21 protein-coding genes and 1 tRNA gene are annotated in these 17,050 nt (G+C 56.7%); 8 read left to right on the top strand and 14 right to left on the bottom strand.

What is annotated here, in order from left to right; genetic code table 11:
• Positions 1 to 63: 63 nt before the first annotated feature.
• Entirely contained in the window at positions 64 to 1,410 is a 1,347-nt protein-coding gene (locus L9H78_RS02280) for a glutaminase (RefSeq protein WP_021354081.1), read from the bottom strand.
• A gap of 108 nt (positions 1,411 to 1,518) precedes the next feature.
• On the opposite strand from L9H78_RS02280, the gene L9H78_RS02275 reads away from it, so the two are divergent.
• Positions 1,519 to 2,103: a nicotinamidase gene (locus L9H78_RS02275; RefSeq protein ID WP_249620373.1), complete on the top strand. Its 585-nt coding sequence runs from the start codon at positions 1,519 to 1,521 to the stop codon at positions 2,101 to 2,103.
• Positions 2,104 to 2,143: 40 nt separating this feature from the next.
• On the opposite strand, the gene L9H78_RS02270 is transcribed toward L9H78_RS02275, so the two are convergent.
• Entirely contained in the window at positions 2,144 to 2,425 is a 282-nt protein-coding gene (locus L9H78_RS02270; protein WP_021354079.1) for a DUF3618 domain-containing protein, read from the bottom strand.
• A 236-nt stretch (positions 2,426 to 2,661) separates the two neighbouring features.
• Between L9H78_RS02270 and bcp the strand changes: the two genes are divergently transcribed.
• Together bcp and L9H78_RS02260 are read left to right on the top strand one after the other, a co-directional pair.
• Complete coding sequence (gene bcp / locus L9H78_RS02265; protein ID WP_249618321.1) at positions 2,662 to 3,132, top strand: thioredoxin-dependent thiol peroxidase; 471 nt, start codon at positions 2,662 to 2,664, stop codon at positions 3,130 to 3,132.
• A gap of 75 nt (positions 3,133 to 3,207) precedes the next feature.
• Entirely contained in the window at positions 3,208 to 3,828 is a 621-nt protein-coding gene (locus L9H78_RS02260; protein WP_021354076.1) for a TetR/AcrR family transcriptional regulator, read from the top strand.
• Between the two features lie 37 nt (positions 3,829 to 3,865).
• Here L9H78_RS02260 and acpS read toward each other — a convergent pair whose 3' ends face one another.
• The 4 genes from acpS to L9H78_RS02240 are packed head-to-tail and all read right to left on the bottom strand — an operon-like array spanning position 3,866 to position 7,423.
• A complete protein-coding gene (gene acpS, locus L9H78_RS02255) occupies positions 3,866 to 4,270 on the bottom strand; it encodes a holo-ACP synthase AcpS (RefSeq protein ID WP_023018320.1) in 405 nt (134 codons plus the stop codon).
• 4 nt (positions 4,271 to 4,274) lie between these two features.
• The gene (gene bioD / locus L9H78_RS02250; protein ID WP_249620372.1) at positions 4,275 to 4,952 is read right to left on the bottom strand and encodes an ATP-dependent dethiobiotin synthetase BioD; all 678 of its coding nucleotides are present in this window, start codon (positions 4,950 to 4,952) and stop codon (positions 4,275 to 4,277) included.
• Positions 4,949 to 6,499 carry an adenosylmethionine--8-amino-7-oxononanoate transaminase gene (locus L9H78_RS02245; RefSeq protein ID WP_249620371.1) on the bottom strand — a complete coding sequence of 517 codons (1,551 nt, stop codon included), beginning with the start codon at positions 6,497 to 6,499 and terminating at the stop codon, positions 4,949 to 4,951. Before L9H78_RS02245 ends, bioD begins: the two co-directional genes overlap by 4 nt.
• A gap of 3 nt (positions 6,500 to 6,502) precedes the next feature.
• Complete coding sequence (locus tag L9H78_RS02240) at positions 6,503 to 7,423, bottom strand: SPFH domain-containing protein (RefSeq protein WP_249618318.1); 921 nt, start codon at positions 7,421 to 7,423, stop codon at positions 6,503 to 6,505.
• 248 nt (positions 7,424 to 7,671) lie between these two features.
• Between L9H78_RS02240 and L9H78_RS02235 the strand changes: the two genes are divergently transcribed.
• The 3 genes from L9H78_RS02235 to L9H78_RS02225 all read left to right on the top strand — a co-directional run bounded on the left by L9H78_RS02235 (position 7,672) and on the right by L9H78_RS02225 (position 10,200).
• Positions 7,672 to 8,493 carry an SDR family oxidoreductase gene (locus L9H78_RS02235; protein ID WP_249620370.1) on the top strand — a complete coding sequence of 274 codons (822 nt, stop codon included), beginning with the start codon at positions 7,672 to 7,674 and terminating at the stop codon, positions 8,491 to 8,493.
• A gap of 106 nt (positions 8,494 to 8,599) precedes the next feature.
• Positions 8,600 to 9,211 (top strand): class I SAM-dependent methyltransferase, encoded by a 612-nt coding sequence (locus L9H78_RS02230; protein WP_249620369.1) that lies wholly within the window; start codon positions 8,600 to 8,602, stop codon positions 9,209 to 9,211.
• A gap of 152 nt (positions 9,212 to 9,363) precedes the next feature.
• Positions 9,364 to 10,200 (top strand): DUF3800 domain-containing protein, encoded by an 837-nt coding sequence (locus tag L9H78_RS02225; protein ID WP_249620368.1) that lies wholly within the window; start codon positions 9,364 to 9,366, stop codon positions 10,198 to 10,200.
• Positions 10,201 to 10,363: 163 nt separating this feature from the next.
• On the opposite strand, the gene L9H78_RS02220 is transcribed toward L9H78_RS02225, so the two are convergent.
• Positions 10,364 to 10,445, bottom strand: a tRNA-Leu gene (locus tag L9H78_RS02220).
• A gap of 72 nt (positions 10,446 to 10,517) precedes the next feature.
• Between L9H78_RS02220 and L9H78_RS02215 the strand changes: the two genes are divergently transcribed.
• On the top strand, positions 10,518 to 10,955 hold the full coding sequence (locus tag L9H78_RS02215; protein WP_249618315.1) for a hypothetical protein: 438 nt from the start codon (positions 10,518 to 10,520) through the stop codon (positions 10,953 to 10,955).
• On the top strand, positions 10,955 to 11,317 hold the full coding sequence (locus L9H78_RS02210) for a DUF3817 domain-containing protein (protein WP_249618314.1): 363 nt from the start codon (positions 10,955 to 10,957) through the stop codon (positions 11,315 to 11,317). The genes L9H78_RS02215 and L9H78_RS02210 overlap by 1 nt, the downstream gene beginning before the upstream one ends.
• A gap of 85 nt (positions 11,318 to 11,402) precedes the next feature.
• Here the strand turns inward: L9H78_RS02210 and L9H78_RS02205 are convergent, their stop codons facing one another.
• The 7 genes from L9H78_RS02205 to L9H78_RS02175 form a co-directional block, all read right to left on the bottom strand.
• Complete coding sequence (locus L9H78_RS02205; RefSeq protein ID WP_249620367.1) at positions 11,403 to 12,044, bottom strand: non-canonical purine NTP pyrophosphatase; 642 nt, start codon at positions 12,042 to 12,044, stop codon at positions 11,403 to 11,405.
• On the bottom strand, positions 12,044 to 12,835 hold the full coding sequence (rph, locus tag L9H78_RS02200; RefSeq protein WP_249620366.1) for a ribonuclease PH: 792 nt from the start codon (positions 12,833 to 12,835) through the stop codon (positions 12,044 to 12,046). Before rph ends, L9H78_RS02205 begins: the two co-directional genes overlap by 1 nt.
• 29 nt (positions 12,836 to 12,864) lie before the next feature.
• Entirely contained in the window at positions 12,865 to 13,638 is a 774-nt protein-coding gene (locus tag L9H78_RS02195; RefSeq protein WP_249620365.1) for an MBL fold metallo-hydrolase, read from the bottom strand.
• Positions 13,639 to 13,706: 68 nt separating this feature from the next.
• On the bottom strand, positions 13,707 to 14,540 hold the full coding sequence (gene murI / locus L9H78_RS02190; protein WP_249620714.1) for a glutamate racemase: 834 nt from the start codon (positions 14,538 to 14,540) through the stop codon (positions 13,707 to 13,709).
• A 163-nt stretch (positions 14,541 to 14,703) separates the two neighbouring features.
• Positions 14,704 to 15,414 (bottom strand): rhomboid family intramembrane serine protease, encoded by a 711-nt coding sequence (locus tag L9H78_RS02185; RefSeq protein WP_249620364.1) that lies wholly within the window; start codon positions 15,412 to 15,414, stop codon positions 14,704 to 14,706.
• A gap of 15 nt (positions 15,415 to 15,429) precedes the next feature.
• Entirely contained in the window at positions 15,430 to 16,485 is a 1,056-nt protein-coding gene (locus tag L9H78_RS02180; protein WP_249620363.1) for a P1 family peptidase, read from the bottom strand.
• Between the two features lie 14 nt (positions 16,486 to 16,499).
• Entirely contained in the window at positions 16,500 to 17,033 is a 534-nt protein-coding gene (locus L9H78_RS02175) for a DUF2017 domain-containing protein (RefSeq protein WP_021354061.1), read from the bottom strand.
• Positions 17,034 to 17,050 lie beyond the last annotated feature (17 nt).

The raw sequence follows: 17,050 nt of genomic DNA, 5'->3' as shown, positions 1-17,050 counted from the left end.
TGTTCACTCCTAGTGTGGCCTGTTTTGCACCACACTAGCAAAGAATTAGTGACCCAGCACACATTAGCCTTCCCAGGCGGGAGGCTGCGGTCCTTCGTCTGGGTCCGGGCAATCGTCGTCATGATAGCGATCGTCTTCCCGCTCGGTAGCAAACGGCGCAGATTCCTGCTCATTGACATGAATCTCCGTGCCATCCACCGTGCGGTAATCCGGCACATGATCGTCTGGGTCCACAATCGAGATTCGGAAACCTTTTTCTTCCAGCAGGTGCATACCTTCTTTGAGCAGGAACCTGCCCATTCGGCGAATACCCGACACGCGCGTCATATCGAAAATAACGTGATCCCCGGAAATCTCGTGCTGCGACAACTCGTACAAGATGGATTCTGCAGAGTTGAAGTTAATCATGCCCTGCAACGTGACGACGGTGTCTTCCTGGTAGGTCACGATCGAGCGCACCGCATCCACTCCGGCGCGGTCATCCGCTGCCATCAAGTGCAAGCCCATGTCTTTCGAAAGCAGTTTGAAAATACGGACGCCACGAACAGAATTACCGTATTCATTCAAGCGCGGAGAATATGAGGCAAAACCCAACTGCCCAGGCAAAGTACCCAGCAAACCACCAGAAACACCAGATTTTGCGGGAATGCCCACATGCGCCATCCAACGCCCAGCCTGGTCGTACATTCCCGCTGAGCTCATCACAGCCAAGGTTAAGCGGCAGACATCTGGCTCCAGGACACGCTTGCCGTTCAGCGGATGCACGCCACCATTGGCCAACACTGCGGACATGAAGGCCAAATCGCGGGTCGTCACCATGACCGAGCATTGCGCGGTGTAACTAACGACGGCATCGTGGGCGTCGTCCTGAATAATGTCGTAATTGCGCAGCATGTGTGCCAATGACAAGTTGCGGTCAGCGTATTGCAGCTCAGAATCGCAGAGATCATAGTCCACCCGCAGCTGGCGGCAGGCCATCTCAGACAAGAAAGCGCGGATCATTTCAATCCGGTCTTCCACCGTAGCGCCAGTCCCGCCGATCAACTGGGTCACGGCGATCGCGCCCGCGTTGATCATCGGGTTTACCGGGCGGTGGCCTTCCCGGTCCAGGGAAAGCTCATTGAACGCTTCACCCGACGGTTCCATGCCGACGATCTCACTGACCACATCGATGCCATGTTCTTGCACAGCCATCGCATAGATAAACGGCTTAGAGATCGATTGGATGCTGAATTCCACCTCGGCATCGCCGGCGCTATAGATATGCCCTGAGGTGGTGCACATCGCCGCACCCAAAGAATTTGGGTCTTTATTCGCCAGCTCAGGAATATAGTCGGCATTAGAACCGGCGTCTTGGTAGCGAACCTCGTCCAGGATGGTGTCGAGGTAGGAAGAAATTGGTGCTTTCACAATCACTCTCCTGGATAAATTAAATCTACTGAATCGGCAAAAATCTCGTGCCAGAATACGCCCCATTGCAGGCCGGCAAACACCCGGGGAATACTAGACTGACAAACTATGAGCAACAACACTAAGCAAAACCGCACTGCCCTGATAGTGGTGGACGTGCAAAATGACTTCTGTCCAGGCGGTTCTTTGGGTACTGCGCGGGGAAATGAAGTCGCCGAGCACATTGGCACACTGGCCACCGACGATTATGACTACGTCGTAGCGACCATGGACTGGCATATTGCTCCAGGCTCGCATTTTGCCCCAGAAAGCGAAGAACCGAATTTCACTACTACCTGGCCAGTGCACTGCGTGGCGGATTCCCATGGCGCACAGTTGCACCCGGCAGTCGCGGAGATGAAATTCGACGAGACCTTCCGCAAAGGCGAATACACCGCGGCATATTCCGGTTTTGAGGCTGCGAGCGCTAGCGACACCGGGTTGGCCGATTGGCTGAACGAACGTGGCATCGCGCAGGTCGACGTCGTCGGTATTGCCACCGATTATTGCGTGCGCGCAACGGTATTGGATGCCTGCACACAGACAAAAGCCCGCGTGCGCGTGCTACGTGAGCTGTGTTCACCGGTAGCGGAAGACACAGAACGCAGCGCCATCGAAGAGATGCGCAACGCGGGTGCAGAAATCATCGACTAACGCCGATTTTTCACCAACGCGACGGATGAAACCCCAGGTTTTATACGTCGTGTTCCACAATCATGCGCTTGAGCTCTTGAATGTCATTCTTGCGCTGACGCCCCTTGAACACGTTGAATGCAATGCCAGCAGCCACAACGGCACCCACACCAGCCAAGATCTTCTGCACCTGCGGGTCTTGCAGCTTTTCCAGGAGGTTGGACTTGGCATCGTTGACTAAGTTGCCAGGTTTGGTGCGCTGCGCAAGCTCGTCAAGCGTTCCCGCCAGCTGCTTACGGGTGCGTTCAATGTCACGCTGAATATCGTCAATTTTCCGTGCCACGTGGACTCTCCTAATTATTCACTGCGTTTTATTCACAACGTTTTATTCACTGCGCTGGTTCACTGCCCCAGTTTGCCGCACCGGTTCACGACACCGGTTCGCTGAGCCGGTGCGATACGCCGGTTCACGACACCGGTGCGATGCTCACAGTTTCCTGGCAATTGTGTTAGCTAGTCTACGTCAGACTACCCTTGCACGCCTACCCGGCGGCCTGCCAAGCCGGTATGGTGTTAGGTATGAGCAATATTCAACTTGGCGTAGGAGATGCTGCACCCGATTTCGAGCTGCCTAACGACGAAGGCGGCACCACGAAACTATCGGATTACTCGCGCGTACTGGTCTATTTCTACCCCAAGGCCAATACCCCAGGTTGCACAAAACAAGCCTGCGATTTCCGCGATTCCTTGAGCCAGCTCAATGATCTGGGCATCGACGTCGTTGGAATTTCACCGGACAAGCCAGAAAAACTCGCGCAGTTTAAAAAAGACCACGACCTGAATTTCCCGTTGCTTTCCGACATCGACAAGAAAGTCATGGAAGCCTACGGCGCTTTCGGCGAGAAAAACAACTACGGCAAGAAGGTGCAGGGCGTTATTCGTTCCACCTTCCTCATCAACAACGGTGCTGTGGCACTCGCCCAGTACAACGTCAAAGCCACGGGCCACGTTGCGCGCGTAGTGCGTGATTTGCCAGACCTGGAAAGCTAAGCGGCGCCACATCGCTGGTTCTGTTAAGCAAACACTAAAAACTCACGTAGTAGACAAGTCAGGGCGTAGAAGCCGATGTCAGAGATTCTGGTGCCACGGCGTCGGCCGTCGCAAGCACGCAGCCGGGAGCGTTTCCATCGCATTTTGCAGGCCGCACGGGCTGTGCTTGTCGACGTCGGTTTCGAGTCCTTCACTTTCGATGAAGTCGCCCGCCGTGCCGAGGTGCCCATCGGCACGATCTACCAATTCTTTGCCAATAAATACGCAATGATCTGCGAACTTGATCGCGTCGACACCGCAGAAACCGTTGGTGCTCTGCAATCATTTTCTGCACAAATCCCCGCTCCACAATGGCCCGAGGTGTTGGAAGGTTTCATTGACCACCTCGCACATATGTGGAGTGAAGATCCCTCCCGCCGTGCTGTCTGGCACGCCATCCAGTCCACGCCGGCCACCCGTGCTACAGCCGCGGATACTCAGCAAGAAATGCTGGCGATTATCGCACAAGCCCTGCGCCCGCTGGCACCTGAAATGGGGGAAACGGCCCGCCATGAGATGGCCGGGCTGCTCGTACACACCGTGGTCTCCCTGATGAATTTTGGTGTACAAAGCGACGATGCCAAAGCTTTTTCCCGCACCGTCGACGAAACCAAACGGATGCTGGTCGCCTACCTATTCAGCGTGGCCACCCTATAGCGCTGCTAATAAGCGCTGGGCAAGCGCAAGTTTTACCCTAGTAATAGAGCACGCAGCTCGCGGTGGCGTAATCACCATCGTGGCTGATACTGATGCTGTGCTGAAATTGCCCGATCGCTGCTGTGATCTCATGCGCCAAATCCGGGGCGAAATCCAGTGCTAACCTGCCCCAGCGGTCCGGGCGCACCGTGATTGCCGACCAATCGATGTCTTCTTCCCGCAACCACGGCGCGCTGCCATAACGAGCCTGCGCCCAGGCCTTCAAAAAAGCCTCTTTTGCGGCCCACCGCCCCGCCAAGTGCACGTACTGCCCATGGGCGCTGGCCTGGGCGCTACGCCACTCAAAATCACTGAATACACGACGGAAACGTGAACCAGGGATCTCTAATTGCTCACGTAATCCGGGCACATGAACCAGGTCCGTTCCAATGGAAATCTGCACTGTTTTACATCCCCAACATTGGTAGCCCGGCTACCGTATGAAACGCCGGAACCCCCAGCTTGTCGACGCGCTCGCGGAATTCTTCTGGGGAGCACTCTCCCATTGCTTCCGGCAGGCTAAACCACAATTGCTTGCCCGTTACCCGTGGCAGTTCTTCCACGTTCAATTCCGTTGCCAAACCTGGCTGCTCCGGCATGCTCCCACCAATCAACCCGGCGACTTCCACCCCGGCGGCTTCTGCGGTGCGCACCGTCAACTCAGCCATGTTCAAGCTGCCCAAGCCGGTGCTCGTCACCACCACCAACTTTTCCCCAAGGTCTTTGGCCAGGTCCAGCGCACTAAATTCCCGGCCATTGCGGTCAGTGCCTAAGCGCACTAACAAACCTCCAGCGCCTTCCACCAAACAAATTCCGTGTTCCGCACGGAAATCAGAGATCCACTGACCCACTGCATCACGGTCTGCCTGCGCGAGCCCGGCGCGCTTTGCCGCCAAGTTTGGTGCCAGTGGGTCTGGGTAACGCCGATACACGTCACCGGCAATGCCCGTGAGTTTGGTGACCACGGCGGCGTCATCGTCGTTACCAGTTTGTAGGGGCTTTAGCACCGGTTGTTGCCAAGCCCATCCGAGCGTGGCGGCTGCGATGGTCTTGCCCACTCCGGTGCCAGTACCGGTAATAATCATGCGGTTTCCTCCGGCGTGGTTGGTGCGGTTGCTGTGGTCCGTGTAGTTGATGTGGCTGCTTGCGATGTTTCCGTCAGCTGGGTTGTCTGTGCCTCGGTGTCGCGGTCGCCGCGGGTGCCATGGGCGTCACCGGTGCCACGGGTGCTATAGGTGCCGCAGACTTCAACAACGCGTGCGATGGCTTGGCAAATGGCGGCAAGCTCATCATCGTTGCAGATATACGGTGGCATGGTATAAACCAAGCGCCCGAAGGGGCGAAGCCAGACCCCAGCAGACAGTGCAGCGGCAGTTGCTTGCGCCATGTCGACGTCCGCATCCATTTCCACTACGCCGATCGCACCGAGCACCCGGACATCAGCCACCCCAGGCTTGTCGCGTAATGGCTGCAGCCCCGCGACGAGTGCTGATTCAATCCGTGCTACGTCGCTGCGCCACTCGCCTTCCCGAATCATTGCTGTCGCCTCGCTGGCAACTGCACAAGCCAGCGGGTTAGCCATGAACGTCGGGCCATGCATCAGCGCGGCAGGCTGCATGGTCTCCGCGACTTCTTTCGTGGCCAAGGTGGCTGCCAAGGACATAAACCCACCGGTGAGAGCCTTGCCGACGCACAAAATATCCGGGGTAATGCCCGCTGCATGGGTGGTAAACACCTCGCCAGTACGACCAAAACCGGTGGCGATCTCATCGGCGATTAACGCGATGCCGTGTTTGCTGCACAACTCGCGAATGCCCACGAGTAGTTCGTGATCGTGAAAACGCATGCCCCCGGCTCCTTGCACCACCGGCTCGATGATCATCGCGGCAACCTCGCCATTCATGGCGTTTTCTACCACCTGCAGGTACTCTTCTCGCTCTTGCGCGCTCGCACCCCGCGTGGGGGGCGCGGGCACAAAGATTTGTTCTTTTACCGTTCCGCTCCACAGAGAATGCATGCCGCCGTCGGGATCGCACACGCTCATCGCCTGGAAAGTGTCGCCGTGGTAGCCAGAACGCCAGGTTAATAGCTTGTTGCGGCTGGTTTCCCCATCTGCGGCCGGGCTCGCTCCACGGGCGTATTGCAACGCCATTTTGATGGCAACTTCCACGGCAACTGACCCAGAATCCGAATAAAACACCTGTTGGTAACGGTTTTCGGTGAGCGTGAGCAAATTTTCTGTTAGCTGCGCAGCTGGTTGGTGTGTCAGGCCGCCGAACATAACGTGACTCATCGCATCAATCTGATTTTTCGCTGCCGCCACCAAACGCGGGTGCGAATGACCAAAGCAGGCAGCCCACCACGAACTCATGCCGTCGATCACCCACTGCGAGTCTGGTTGTGCTGCGCTTTCCGGATCGACTGAAGCTTCCACCGCTGGGCCGGGTGCTGCGGTGGTGACGGCGTCGGCAAGCTCCAAATAGCAACCGTCGGTCGAGCGAACCACCCTCGTTGGCTCGCCAGGTGCAGCATATGGGTGCCAAATATGCTGGGCGTCGATCCGAGAGATCTCCCGGCTAGACCTGAATTTCGGGGAAAATTCTGGGGAAAATTGTGCTGGCGTGTCAGGCACGGGTTAATCCTTTTTCTTGTTCGCAGGCTTGTTACTGGAGCTGAGCTGAGTTGAGTACAACACATTGCGCATACCGTCGAAAAGCTCACCCATGCCGCCTGGGTTATTAGGCATAAACATCACATTCGAGCCCCCATTGCCGGCAACGTCGACCATCGCGTCCAAATACTGCGAAACCAACATGAGTACCTCTGGCGATTCCTCGATGCCTGCCTCACGCAGCAGCTCATACTGGGCGGCGATGCCTTCCACAATTTCTTTACGCTGGTCCGCCACGCCCCGCCCCTGCAAACGACGGGCCTCCGCAGCTCCTTCTGCTTCCTTGACCACACGGATCTTTTCGGCCTCTGCCTGGGAGACCGCAGCATCACGCTCGCGCTGGGCGGCGTTGATGGCGTTCATGGAATCACGCACCTTGGAATCTGGGCGGATATCCGTGACCAAGGTATTTACGAAGTGCCAACCATATTCCGCCATGTTGTCGCGCAAGGATTCCGCCACATTGCGGGCAATATCGTCTTTGGAAGAAAACGACTCATCCAGCTTCATCCCAGCCACCGAAGAACGCACATTATCTTGCACATACGCGATGATTTGCTGTTCGTGGTTGGACAGCAGGTAGTAGGCCTCGCGCTCGCGACCTTCCACGACTTGGTACTGCACCGCGACGGGGATTTGCACAAAGACGTTGTCCTGGGTTTTCGTCTCGACCATCACATCAAGTTGCTGCACCTGCAACGAGATCCGATCCCGCACCCGGTCGACAAAAGGAATTTTGATATTCAGCCCGGCGTGCGCGACATGGTGAAATTTGCCCATGCGCTCGATGACAGCCGCCTGCCGGGTTTGCACAGTAAATATGGAAGACGTAGCTACCAAAATTAGCAGTAGGAGGAGAATCCCCACCATAGAGAGCAAAATCATGTGCGCGTCCTTTCAGTTGCTGTGTTTGCTGTGTTCGGAAGTCTGCCGTGTTCGGAAGTCGCCATCCCAGATTGAGATCAGCAGAAGCACCGCGAGCGCTTCTTTCCCATTTAAACGCATTTTCTTTGCGCACGTAACCCCAAGCGCTCCTGAGGACGGCAACCACAACCAGGCCCCAGTTTTCCTAGAGACCACCAGAAGATGTTAAATGCAACACATACTCGGAAATTGTGGCGTAGTCTATGAACATGAACTCCACACAACCACACCTAGCAACCGGCCAGCACCCTATTCACGTGACCCCACGCAGCATTTTTGTCTCCGGCGGCGCAACCGGGATTGGCAAAGCTGTCGCCAAGAAATTCCTTGATTCCGGATGGGTCGTCGGCGCCTACGACATCGACGACGAGCGACTGGCGGAATTCCAATCCGAATATCCACAACTCATCACCGGCCACCTGGATGTCACCGATGCCGAACAATGGAACGAGGCATTGGCGCATTTCACCGCGCATACCGACGGCACACTCACAGTGCTAGACAACAACGCCGGTGTGATCGGCTTCGGCGATATCACTGAGCAAGACCCTGAGCTGATCGCAGCCCAAGTAAGCATCAACTGCACCGGTGTCACCCTGGGAGCGCGCGCAGCACACCAATACCTAAAGAAGACCCCGGGAGCTCATCTCATAAACATGGGCTCAGCATCTTCGATCTACGGACAACCGCACATCGCCCCGTATTCGGCAACTAAATTCTACGTGCAAGGCTTCAGCCAAGCTCTGGAGCTGGAATGGGAAAAAGACAAGATACGTGTACTCAACATCATGCCGCTCTGGGCAAAAACGAAGCTGGCCAGCGGTAACGCGAAATCGATTAAACGCTTAGGCGTGCATCTGACGCCAGAACAGGTAGCGGACAAAATTTGGCAAGCCGTGCACCCTGCCAACAGGTTAACCCGACATCGCATCATGTACTCAGTCGGGCTACCGTCGTTACTCATGCGCTACACCGCCCGGTTTGCCCCTTCCATTGTCGTGCGATGGATAAACAAGTTCATCGCACAGTAACCATCCCCGCCACGCAGAGCTCTTGAACCAGCCACATCGGCGCCGGGTGCTTGAAATCCCTGCCACTCGAGGCCCCTTGGTCGCGCAGACGAACTAGAATGGAGCCATGCCTACCTGGAATGACCTCACCCGCAACAATCCGTCACACTCTGAGAATTACGCTGCCCGGTGGAAACGCTTCGTCGCCGAAGGCAAAGACATTGACGGCGAAGCCCGCTTTGTCGACGCGTTGAGTCCACGCGGTGCCAAAATCCTCGACGCAGGTTGCGGTACTGGCCGGGCCGGCGGGCCACTGATCGCACGCGGCCACACCGTTGCCGGAATCGACCTAGACCCGGTGCTGATTGAACACGCCAAACACGACTTCCCTGACGCCGAATGGCACGTTGGTGATCTGGGCTCTGCCACATTGTACGAACAGCCAGAGCTGGGGCACATGCGCGGCAGCCTCGACGTCGTTTTTAGCGTCGGTAACGTACTCGGCTTCATTGACCCAGCGGATCGGGAAAACGCCATTGCGAATCTCTACGCACCATTGCGCCCAGGCGGTCGCGCAGTACTAGCATTTGGTGCTGGCCGCGGTTGGGGCTTCAGCGAATTCCTGGATTCGTGTACTGCGGCTGGTTTCGCCCAAGATCTGCTGCTGTCTAGCTTCAACATCGAACCATTCGATACCGACTCCGACTTCCTCATCGCAGTTTTGCGTCGCCCGCGGTAGCAGCCGTACGGCATGCGCAATTGTCATTGCGCAGCTCTTCCCAATCCAGTAACGTAAGAACCATAGTGGCGGCGTTGAAACACACGTACCGCGCTAATTCCGGCGGCTGGGTCTAATTTTAGACCTGGCCGCTGAGTCATTCGAGGAGAACCATGTTAATCGCATATCTCGACGAATTCGGTCACCAAGGCCCATACATCAGCCACAGCCACCCTAAATTTAAAACCCATCCCGCATTCGGCTACGCAGGCTATGTTCTTCCGGCCGAGAATGTACGCAAGTTCGGCGGCTATTTTGAGCACATCAAAGAAAACCTTTTGCAATGGGAAATCCAACAAGCTGAGGCTCACCCGCGTCGATGGGAAAAGAAAGGCGCCGCGTTGCTCACCACCAGCAATAATCACAAATACGGTGGAGAAATTCGCCCAGCTCTCAACCGCATTTACCGTCGCCTTGGAGAACTCAACGGCGAAATTTTCTTTTATGGACAACAAAAACCAATTGGACCTTTATCCGTAACTAAAGAATCATCTCAAGACCGTGAAAATCACTGTCTTATCCAGTCCATCAATCGCCTAGGCACTTATGCTGCGCAAGCTGGAAAACGACTACTCGTTATTATGGATGCAACGGACACTGACAACCGGGAGAGAGCAGTCGCTACACTCGGTAAAACCATTTATGACCGATCCAATAAAGATAACCGGAGCATAATCGAAGTTCCGCTCCAAGCTGATAGCCGACTTTACGGCACACTCCAACTTGCCGATTGGACGTGTGCTCTGATAGGACGCTTAGCAGACTACCATTTTGCTGAAGATTCCGAATTTTCTTGGGCTGTCGATCTTGGCCGATCAATCTTCACTAAAGCACAGCCCACCTCACGTTCCGTGATTTGGTCCAATTCCCCGGCAAAAGATTCAAGGTGTTTCCCAAAACATCTTATTCAGGCCGAACGATTTCGGGAGATTGAAGCCCGCATCGAATGACTAATCCCCACTCATTCCACATCACTAAGGTGGGGTTAAGAGTGAGATGAGGAATTAAATGCTTAATGGAGCAGCGTTTTCTGATGTTGTGAAACTGTCAAGGGCCGCTGTTCCTTAGTGCTGAATTTTCCCTGTTTTCCTGGGTTATTTATTTTTGAATTTGTGCGCCCGGTGAGACTTGAACTCACACGTCCGAAGACACTGGAACCTAAATCCAGCGCGTCTGCCAATTCCGCCACGGGCGCTTGCGAAAATATAGTTTAGCGCACACCGTCGCCAGTGCCAACTTTCGCCCCCAGTTAGGTAATCTTGAGGCCGTGAAGGACTCGCAGAATGACAAACGCGCCACGATCCGCGTGCGGTGGTGGCACCTCGTCCTGCTCGCTATCGTCGTCATCTGCTTCTTCGGGCTGGCCTGGTGGCAATGGACGCGATTCCAATCCGGTTCCGGCACCTTCCAAAACCTCGGTTACGCACTCCAATGGCCCTTGTTCGCAGGTTTCGCGGTATTCGCCTACCGTATGATTTTGCGCTACGAAAACGAGAAACTGGCCGAAGAAAACAACCCCGAAACAAACAACCAGCCTTATGTCGCGGATAGGCACAAGCTAGAGCAAACCGTCACCGCCATCGACGACGATTTCCTGCCCACCCGACGCAACGACAACGTCGAGGCATTCAACGAACTGGCAGACCCAGCAGCACGTCGTCGGCAAGCACGTAAGCAGCACCCAACCCAGAAAAAGGACAGCTAGTGAGCACTCAGAAATCCATTCACCCCGAGCGGCAAAAACGCGTGCGCAGCGCACTAACCATTTTCTCGGCGCTGGCCTTCATCACCGGCTTCTTTTTGCTGTTTTTGGTCGGCCGCATGATCAGCGAATACATCCTGGACCTCGAGATCCCCGTGTGGGCCCGCTATATCGGCGTCGCCCACGGTTGGGTTTATGCCGGGTTCGTGCTCAGCGTGATCAACCTGGGGCTGAAGGCACGCTGGGAGCCCCTGAAATGGCTCAGCACTGCCCTATCCGGCGTGGTACCATTTTTCTCCTTCTGGATGGAGGCCAAACGTCGCAAGGAAATCACCGCCGAATTTCAGCTTGCCGACGTCCGGTAACTGTCGGGTAATAGTCCGGTAATAGTCAGGAAACTGTGAGTCACCGGCTAGCGCCAGTGTCTCTGTTTTGCGCAGCTACCACTGTTTAACGCAGCAAATCGGCCAATGTCGGCACCAGCTGCGCCAACGCCTTACCCCGGTGCGAGGCGGCATTTTTCTCTTCCGGGCTTAGCTGCGCGGAACTGCGCGCCTGCTCAATACCCCCGGCCTGTGCAATTTCTGCCTCCGGGACGAAGAGCGGATCATAGCCAAAACCATTTTCACCACGCGGGCTGCGCAACAACTGGCCTTCCCAGCGGCCTTCTACCACGTGTTCGGCTCCTTCCGGAGTAACTAGCGCACACACCGACACGAATGCACAGCTGCGGCGCTCATCCGGGACATCGGCAAGCTGCGCTAAGAGCAGTGCATTATTCGCAGCATCATTGCCATGCTCGCCACACCAACGCGCGGACAACACACCCGGCATCCCAGCAAGCTCATCAACCGCCAAACCGGAATCATCCGCGATGGTGACCAAGCCGGTGTTTTTCGCCCCGGCGCGGGCTTTGATCAGCGCGTTATCTGCGAAAGTGCGGCCGTCTTCCACCGGCTCCTCATAAGCCGGGGCATCTGCGGTGCCGATGACCTCGACGTCGGCCAGGTCAGCCAACTCCGGAGCCTCGGCAACAATCTTGCGCAACTCGGCGAGTTTCTTGGGATTATTCGATGCAACCAGGATCTGCACTAGGCATCGCCTCCCCGGTCGCCATCATGGGCACCTGCCTGCGCATCAGCTGCTCCAGACAGCGGCTTCGCCAAAGCGGCACGCTGCGCTTCAATCAACTCGTAGCAACCTTTTTGCGCCACATCCAGCATCTCGTCGAGCTCATCGCGGCCAAAGACGCCATTTTCACCAGTGCCCTGGACCTCCACGAAATCACCGTGCGCATCCATCACCACGTTCAGGTCAACTTCCGCGCGAGAATCTTCCTCGTACGGCAGATCCAAGCACACGTGTCCGTCGATGATGCCTACGGAGATCGCGGCGATCGGATCCAGCAACGGCTCGCCCGGCACCACGCCCTGTTCTTGCAGCACGGCGATGGCGTCGGCAAGCGCTACATAGGCGCCGGTGATCGCGGCAGTACGGGTACCACCATCAGCCTGCAGCACATCGCAGTCCACGTTGATGGTGTTTTCGCCCAACTCGCCCAAATCCACCGCGGCACGCAGTGCACGGCCCACCAAGCGGGAAATCTCGTGGGTGCGGCCTTTAACTTTGCCGCGCATGGACTCGCGCGGCATGCGTTCGTGGGTAGCGGAAGGCAACATGGCGTATTCGGCAGTCAGCCAACCTTCGCCAGAGAATTTTTTGAAACGCGGCACGCCCTCCGACACCGAGGCCGTACACATCACGCGGGTATTACCGAATTCCACCAACACGGAACCAGCCGGGTTGGAGGTAAAACCACGGGTGATGCGCACCGGGCGGAGTTCATCGAGGGCACGTTGATCAGCTCGCTGAAAATCAGACATGCTTGCCAGCATACCTGCGTGCAGCTGGCTTAGACTGTGTATTCATTACCCGGCAGTGCAACTTGCACCTGACCGGAAAAATGATTCTCGGCTGCCCGCACTGTGGCAGCGCTATCGCCCCAGGGCTGTAAATGCGTCAGCACCAAATTGCGCACCCCGGCCTTCGAAGCCAGCACCCCGGCATCAGCGCCAGACATATGCATGCCAGAAATCTTATCGGCTGCGGTCACCCCCCAAGCAGCCTCGCAGAGGAAATACTCTGCGTCACGTGCACATTCCACCAGGTCCTCGGTGTAGGCAGTATCAGCCGAATAGGCAATCACCTTGCCACTGACGTGATCTTCAATCCGCAATGCAAACGTTTCCGTCGGGTGCACAGTACGAAACGGGGTGATCGTCGCTTGCTCAAAAACCTGCGGCACACCATGTTGCAAAGCGGTGAACTCGAAAGTATCTGAGAGATCATCTACCTCGTCCAGAAAATTCCCACTCATCCGGCCCAGGTGCGTGACCGTATGGCTCGGACCCAATAGGCGATGACGTCGGTGCGCATTGCGAGTGGGATGAAAACGTCGCCAAACCATCAACCCTGGAAAATCACTGCAGTGATCCGCATGCATATGGCTGATCACTAAGTGGCACGCCGAGGGTTCCGCAATCTCCTGCAGGGCAGCGAACACGCCAGAACCGAAATCTACTACTACCGAGGGCGCAGATGAATCACTAAACGTCAGCAAATAGCCACTAGCCGGGTTGCCCGGCGAGGGTACCGATCCAGAGGAACCAAGGACTGTGAGTTTCATGATGTCTATCCCAGTTGCATCACAGCTGCCAGTTAATCACCAACAACTTATTTTCTAATCCCCATAGTTTAAGCCTTGCCGACGCCAGTTGCAGATCGAGTGACTTCACCCACACCCAATCCTAAAAAGCGCTGGGAAAGCTCCGCGAATTTTTCTGGATCACCCGTAGATTCAAAAATACGTTGTTGTTTTTTCCCAGTAGCCAACAGATCCAATTCCGTCAGATGCCGCAGAACATCCTTCGCGGTCTCTTCTGCCGAGGAAACCAAGGTGACGTTTTCGCCAATCGCCAGCTGCAAAACTCCGGACAACAACGGGTAGTGCGTGCAGCCCAACACGAGCGTGTCGACGCCCGCCGACTGCAGCGGTTCCACGTAGCCTTGCGCCACCCCCAAAATCTGCCTCCCGGAGGTAATGCCGCGTTCCACAAAATCCACGAATGCCGGACACGCCACCGCTTGCGCGGTCACTGCCGGATTCAGCCTGAACATGTCTTGGTAGGCACCAGACTTCACGGTTCCAGCGGTACCAATCACCCCAATTTTGCCGTTCCGTGTAGTTGCCATCGCACGACGTACCGCGGGCTGGATCACCTCAACCACAGGCACGTCGTAACGCTCCCGCGCATCATGCAGGAAAGCGGCGGTGGCGGTGTTGCAGGCAATAACCAGCATTTTGCAGCCGCGTTCCACCAATTCATCAGCCACCCGCTGGGCGTGACTGCGCACCTGAGCAATAGGCAAAGGCCCGTAAGGCCCATGCGCAGTATCGCCGATATACAGCACCGATTCATTCGGCAGCTGATCCATAATGGTGCGCGCAACTGTCAAGCCGCCGACCCCGGAGTCGAAAATCCCGATCGGTGCTTCCCGGTCCAGCTGGCGCGGGGTGCGGTTGCTCATGGGCGCAGACAACGTGTTCTGTACGGGGATCTCGCTGGTGGTCTCGGTTGTGCTCACGGGTTGTAGTTTAGCGGCTGCACAAAATCAGGTTGCTCAGGTCTTGGCGGCGCCTGCGCTTTTCGACGTCTGAGCGCGCTCAAGCCCACGCGTCCACTGTCGCTGACTATTTCGTGTTGCGCACCATGAATCCGGCAATGATGCCACCGATGAATCCACACAGGTGCGCCTGCCAGGACACCCCCGGCATCGTCGGGAAGATCCCCCAGATCAGTCCCGAGTACACGCTGGCAATGACCAGGCCGATAACCAGCTGGGTGAAACTACGATTGAAAATTCCGCGTACCAGCAAATAAGCAAACCAGCCGTAGAGCACACCGGAAGCCCCGATATGCACCGTGCCCACGCCGCCGATTAGCCACGTGCCCATGCCTGCAGCCAGGGTGATGATCAACGTCGATTTCAGCCACACATGCTTGCCCGAGGCCGCAATCACGAAAGTGAATAATGCCCCTGGGATGGTATTAGAAATCAAGTGCGCGAAGTTACCGTGAATCAGCGGTGCCGTAAACACCGTCCACCAGGCTGTGGTATCCAGCGGGTGTACGCCGTAGGCCAGCAGCGATCCTCCGAGCACATACTGGTTGACGATGTGCACCGCCCAAATCACGACGACATAGGTCACGGCATAGGATGTGCCCGCTTGTAAACGCCGACCGACGCCTAGCCGCGCAGGTCCACCACCACCGCGGCGGGCCGGTTGGTTCGACAGGTACGGCATCATCCCGCCAGTGTGACCAGTATTTCCCGGCCCGGAGTAATTCGGGTTGTATTGCCGGAAGTTATCACGGGGTGGTCGGCGAAAACTTGGTTCCATCGGCTGGTCATTCTCCTAGTTCGCGAAATTCGCTGCCTTAGCCAGTTGCGAGTACGTCGGCAAGTCGTAACCGGGTTCCGCATGAATCACGGCGTGCACAATGGCATCGCAGACCACCTGGGAACTTGCCGCACACAGGGCAGTCATCGTTTCTGTGGTCATCATTTCTGTGGTGGTCGCTGGATCGTCCACCATGCTAGACGACTTGTGGGGTGAGTCAGCTGTTTCTTTCGCAGCCGTCGAAACCGCAAACAGCGTGTCCCCGTCCAACGGGCTATGGGCAGGGCGTACGGCCCAGGAAATCCCATCGTGTCCACACATCGCCAACCGGCGTAACTGCGCTTTGCTGAGCGGCGCGTTGGTGACGATTACCCCGATGGTGGTATTCAGTGATGCGGCTGGGCTGGGCAGATCCGCGAATTTTTCCGGGTCCACGGGTGCGCGCTCCGGGGCACCGAACAATCTTCCCGTAGCTGCATCGACGACCTCACCGACGGGGTTGGCTACCACGGCGGCAGAGACCTGGTAGCCTGCAACTTCCCGGCTGGCTTGACCGAACCCGCCGCGTAGCTTTCCGGCGGTAGCTCCACAGCCAGCGCCGATGTTGCTTGTCGACGTCGTATTGGCAGCGCCGTCGAAGTTTTCCAGCGCACGAGCCGTGGCACGCTGCCCGTCTGCCGCGGTCGGTCGGTGTTGCGGATCGCCTACGGCAAGATCAAAAATCACCGCCGCGGGCACGATCGGCACCACTGGCCCATCGCTATCCGGGCCGAAAACGCGAAAACCAGCCCCGCGTGATTCCAACTCCGCCATCGCACCATCGGCAGCTGCCAGCCCATACGCAGAACCGCCGGCCAGCACAATCGCTTGTACTGCACCGACGGTATTTTCTGGCGCCAACAAGTCTGTTTCGCGGGTTCCGGGGCCGCCACCGCGCACATCAACGCTGGCGACCGCACCTGCGCCAGAACCAGCCGCAGCGAAGCTCAGCACACTCACCCCGGTAGCACCGAGGCTGACATGCCCGATGCCTACACCGGGGCAAAAGTCTATTTCCGACCGATTAGACATGCACATCTAATCTTTTAGTCTTCCATCATGGCGCTAAGCAGCGAATCTTGGTTATAGGCCAACCATTCCACCAACGCATCGCGGTCTGAGATCAGTTCTGAGACTTTCTTATCCGTATTCGCCAGATACAACCGGGCGTCATTCAGGCCCGCAACAAAGGCCTGCACCTCGGATTCATCCAAGTTAATTTCTACGCCCTCGTTGACCTTTTCGGAGACCAACTGCAGGTTCTGCAGCTTGGCACGCGCAATGTCATTTTCGTGCAGCGAGCGCAACAGGGAGCGATCGCCGTCGTATTCCTCGTCGCCTTCGCGCTGAAAATCAGGGAACAACCGCGCCAGCGCGGGGTCGTCCGGCGCTTCTTTGTGGCCAGAAGGCATATCCATCATTTCAGCCAGCTCGTCTTTCGGCGCAGACTGCGCTCGGGCGATAATCGCTTCCACGACAGCGGCGATGATATCGCCCATGGCTTCACGCTCAATGGGGTCGAGAACGGTCTGGAATTTCGGGCTGCGTCGCAGGCCCTTCTTCTTGCGCCACGGTTGCATGGTCTCGAAAGCTCCTC

The organism is Corynebacterium pseudodiphtheriticum, from assembly GCF_023509295.1.
GTDB lineage: Bacteria > Actinomycetota > Actinomycetes > Mycobacteriales > Mycobacteriaceae > Corynebacterium > Corynebacterium pseudodiphtheriticum.
The sequence above is the reverse complement of the archived record's forward strand: the minus strand, read 5'-3'. Positions and strand labels throughout refer to the sequence as shown.

What these genes read in the sequence shown, in the direction of transcription:
- L9H78_RS02235 (WP_249620370.1), top strand. Translation starts at nt 7,672, where the DNA reads ATGAACTCCACACAACCACACCTAGCAACCGGCCAGCACCCTATTCAC.
- L9H78_RS02260 (WP_021354076.1), top strand. Translation starts at nt 3,208, where the DNA reads ATGTCAGAGATTCTGGTGCCACGGCGTCGGCCGTCGCAAGCACGCAGC.
- L9H78_RS02240 (WP_249618318.1), bottom strand. Translation starts at nt 7,423, where the DNA reads ATGATTTTGCTCTCTATGGTGGGGATTCTCCTCCTACTGCTAATTTTG.
- L9H78_RS02180 (WP_249620363.1), bottom strand. Translation starts at nt 16,485, where the DNA reads ATGTCTAATCGGTCGGAAATAGACTTTTGCCCCGGTGTAGGCATCGGG.
- rph (WP_249620366.1), bottom strand. Translation starts at nt 12,835, where the DNA reads ATGTCTGATTTTCAGCGAGCTGATCAACGTGCCCTCGATGAACTCCGC.
- L9H78_RS02195 (WP_249620365.1), bottom strand. Translation starts at nt 13,638, where the DNA reads ATGAAACTCACAGTCCTTGGTTCCTCTGGATCGGTACCCTCGCCGGGC.
- L9H78_RS02175 (WP_021354061.1), bottom strand. Translation starts at nt 17,033, where the DNA reads ATGCAACCGTGGCGCAAGAAGAAGGGCCTGCGACGCAGCCCGAAATTC.
- L9H78_RS02225 (WP_249620368.1), top strand. Translation starts at nt 9,364, where the DNA reads ATGTTAATCGCATATCTCGACGAATTCGGTCACCAAGGCCCATACATC.
- L9H78_RS02275 (WP_249620373.1), top strand. Translation starts at nt 1,519, where the DNA reads ATGAGCAACAACACTAAGCAAAACCGCACTGCCCTGATAGTGGTGGAC.
- bcp (WP_249618321.1), top strand. Translation starts at nt 2,662, where the DNA reads ATGAGCAATATTCAACTTGGCGTAGGAGATGCTGCACCCGATTTCGAG.
- L9H78_RS02185 (WP_249620364.1), bottom strand. Translation starts at nt 15,414, where the DNA reads ATGGAACCAAGTTTTCGCCGACCACCCCGTGATAACTTCCGGCAATAC.
- L9H78_RS02230 (WP_249620369.1), top strand. Translation starts at nt 8,600, where the DNA reads ATGCCTACCTGGAATGACCTCACCCGCAACAATCCGTCACACTCTGAG.
- murI (WP_249620714.1), bottom strand. Translation starts at nt 14,540, where the DNA reads ATGAGCAACCGCACCCCGCGCCAGCTGGACCGGGAAGCACCGATCGGG.
- bioD (WP_249620372.1), bottom strand. Translation starts at nt 4,952, where the DNA reads ATGATTATTACCGGTACTGGCACCGGAGTGGGCAAGACCATCGCAGCC.